Consider the following 3,153-nt stretch of genomic DNA (forward strand, 5'->3'; position numbering starts at 1 on the left):
AATTATGAACGGGATTACGACTTATCGGTTCTGACCATTGAAATTGGTATCAGAATATTCGAGAAACGGCTCTCCGATAAATTCGCGCAGCAAATTTTCAAGTCGCTGGAGCAAGCCAAAATTCCTCTGAAATCAATTAAATGGTCAAATTTCTGATCAGCTAATTTCATTTGTCCATCAAAAGCATCAGCAAATGCGCTGCTGACCAACTGAAATGCGGTGCGTTCAGTCCTTTCCCTGTCAGCGGATCGTAATTTTCAAAAATTGGCATTTTCGGATCTGCCAGTCCCTGCAAGTGACCAAAAATCTGTTGGGTAAATTTATCCGCAAGCGCATTGTAGCCGTAATTTTTCAATCCGCGAACAGCAAAATATGCCTGATCCAACCACACTGGTCCGCGCCAATAATCCAGTGAAAATTTCTCATTATCTCTCGCTACGGTCGGAAAAGGGACAAAAGTGGCAAATTTGTTCGTGTCAGCGAGTACGTTTTTTACAGCCCCCGCCTGTTCCGCTGTGGCGACTTTTGCCCACAACGGAATCCAACCCTCGGCGCCTTGAACAGGAATAATTTGTTTGGTGTTTAAATCGATGTCGTAAAAATATCCTGTTTCTTCATTAAACATCATGGATTGGATTTTTTGCTTCAGATCTTCCGCTTCCGCGCGGATATTTTTCGCCTCCTCATTTTTTCCCAGTAGTTCCGCCATTTGCGCCAGATAATTTTTTTCTGCAAAAAGATAGCTGTTCAAATCCACCGACTCCTGCGTCAGAGACCAGTTTGCGTCGCCGTTTTTCACCATTTTCGCGTCATCAAATCTCACCGCATTATCCATGCCGCTTTCCCAGAGCGCAGCTTGCTTCGTTCCGTCCGTCGAGCCGTATTCGCAGAGACCGTTTCCGTCGTGGTCGCGGAATTTGTACCACCAGCGGTGATATTTGAGCAGTTTGGGGTACAGTGATTTCACGAACGAAGTATCTTTTGTCGCCCCGAAAATTTGCCATACCGCCCAGGCTGCCAGCGGCGGTTTTGTATTGCGCCAGTTGTTCTTTTTTGCATCAGGGAAAACGCAGTCGGGAATCATGCCGGCTTCATTCTGAAAATCAAACATAGCATAAATTTGCTTTTCCGCCATTTTTCCGTCAATCGAAGCGAGCGCTGCCGCATGTTTCCAGGAATCCCACGCCCAAAAACCACCGAAATAAGTCACTGCCGCAGAGGGAATAATTCCGGAATGCTTCAGCGCGCCTTTTGCGCTCCGATAATTCGTCATGAGCGTGATGAGCGATTTCATCGCAATTCGCTGATATTCACCATTACTCGCCCATATCGCTCCTGAAGAAAATATTTTTTCGGCGTAGTTTTTCCAGCGTTTTTTATTTTCTACAAACATTTTCTCCGGCTGATGAAACATAACGCGGTTTTCCGCCTTTTCCCGCTGCCATTGGTTTTCATTTTCCACGTAAGAAATTATGAAAAAATTGAGAAAACGCAAATTCGGTAACATATTCATGCGTCTCTTTTTAATGAGATAACTATTTCCGTCAACAAAATAATCCGTCGTGTAAAGCGATCCCTCCATGGGTTTGATGATGAATTTGCCGCCATTTTTCAGTTTTATTTCGATGCGTTCGTCCCCGACTTGCGGCGTTGCATTTTTGGAAAAAACACTCCCCTCCAAACCCAGAATAATCGCCTTGAAAGAATGAGAAGTATTTTTCAATTCCGTGCGCAAAAATGCTGTTTTGTCTGTGGCGAACCAGAGCGCTAAATTAATCATCAAACTGTCGATTTCCAATTTTTGCTCCAGATAGCCAGGCGGGTACGATTCGTTCGACAATTTCAGTCGCACACGCTTGCCACTGAACGCGTCCCACACAACCAGTTTGAGCAACTGTCGGCTGATCCATTCCTTTCTGTCGATGAGATAGGGTCCGACAAAACCGCCAATGAACGATTCCTCGTTTTCCGGCGGCAACGCAAATCCGTACCAGGCACCGTTATCGGAATAAAAGAATCTATTTTTATCGCCTGGATTTTCAGGAATATGCCTGATGTTCAAAAAATCAACCTGTTTTGTTGATTCAAGACTTTGAGGTTGATTCTTTGTTGCTGTTTCCTCCTTGCGCGAACATCCCGCAATTGCGATGAAAATAAGCGAAAAAATTAGCAGAAACGTTCTCTTTTTTCCGAATTTCATTTTTGAACCTCTGTTAATGTTTTAGTTGCTAAACTCAGTCTATCCTGGATTACCTATCAGCAAAATTCACGAAAATCTTTAAGTTGAAATAACAACACATCATCCCGATTTGTTTTCTTCAAATTGTCAGTAAACCCGCTTTTTGAAAACAACCCATAAAAAACTTTTTTGGGTTTATTTTCATCAATTATTGTTTTTGATTTTGCAATTAATTCATCCAGAATGTTTGTTCCAACCTTTTTCTCTGACCATTTACACTCAGCAAAGAAAAAATCTTTCTTTGAAGAATCAAAGGCGACGATGTCTATTTCAACATTTGTCTTCCAGTAACGTCCAATTTTTTCAAAAACAAAAGGAAATCGATTTGTGCCATTGATTTGTTTTAAAAAATCAATACTCACTCTTTCGAATATACTTCCCAAATATTGATCTAAAAACGGCAAGATTCGTTCTGTCAGAACATACTTCTGTCTATTTTCTTCGATAAAACTCTGATTTGGCATAATGAAACGAAACCAAAATTTAAAATAGAGATCATTAATCTCATAAATCGCTTTACGGCTTTTTTCCGGCTTTTCTTCTGTTACTGAAACTTCCCGATGAATAATCATTAGATTCTGCAATATTTCTAAATACCTCGGAACAGAACTTCGTTCAATTCCGCTTTTCTGCACAATCTCATTGATTTTATTTGCTCCAAAAGCGATAGCCTTTAAAATTGCGAAATATTTTCTTGGCTCTCGAAGTTCCTCTAATAAAAGAAATCTTGTTTCATTGTATAAAAACGAGTCCGTGTACAAAAAATTGTTTAAAATATTTTCCTCTACTGTTTGCCTGCTATCGAATTGCAACAAATAAGCAGGAATTCCGCCCAGCATGCCATAAGCACGTATTTTATCTTTTATCCCATAACGAGTTAAAAATTGACTCGATTCAAAAAAATTAAGCGGCTC

2 protein-coding genes are annotated in these 3,153 nt (G+C 40.8%); both read right to left on the reverse strand.

Annotation, left to right across the window (positions count from 1 at the left end):
* Positions 1-166: 166 nt before the first annotated feature.
* On the reverse strand, positions 167-2,062 hold the full coding sequence (locus GXO74_12255; protein NOZ62440.1) for a glycoside hydrolase: 1,896 nt from the start codon (positions 2,060-2,062) through the stop codon (positions 167-169).
* A gap of 194 nt (positions 2,063-2,256) precedes the next feature.
* Positions 2,257-3,153 (reverse strand): ATP-binding protein (locus tag GXO74_12260; protein NOZ62441.1); only part of this gene is annotated, 897 nt, incomplete at its 5' end.

This window comes from Calditrichota bacterium (genome assembly GCA_013152715.1).
Classification (GTDB): Bacteria; Zhuqueibacterota; Zhuqueibacteria; order Thermofontimicrobiales; family Thermofontimicrobiaceae; genus 4484-87.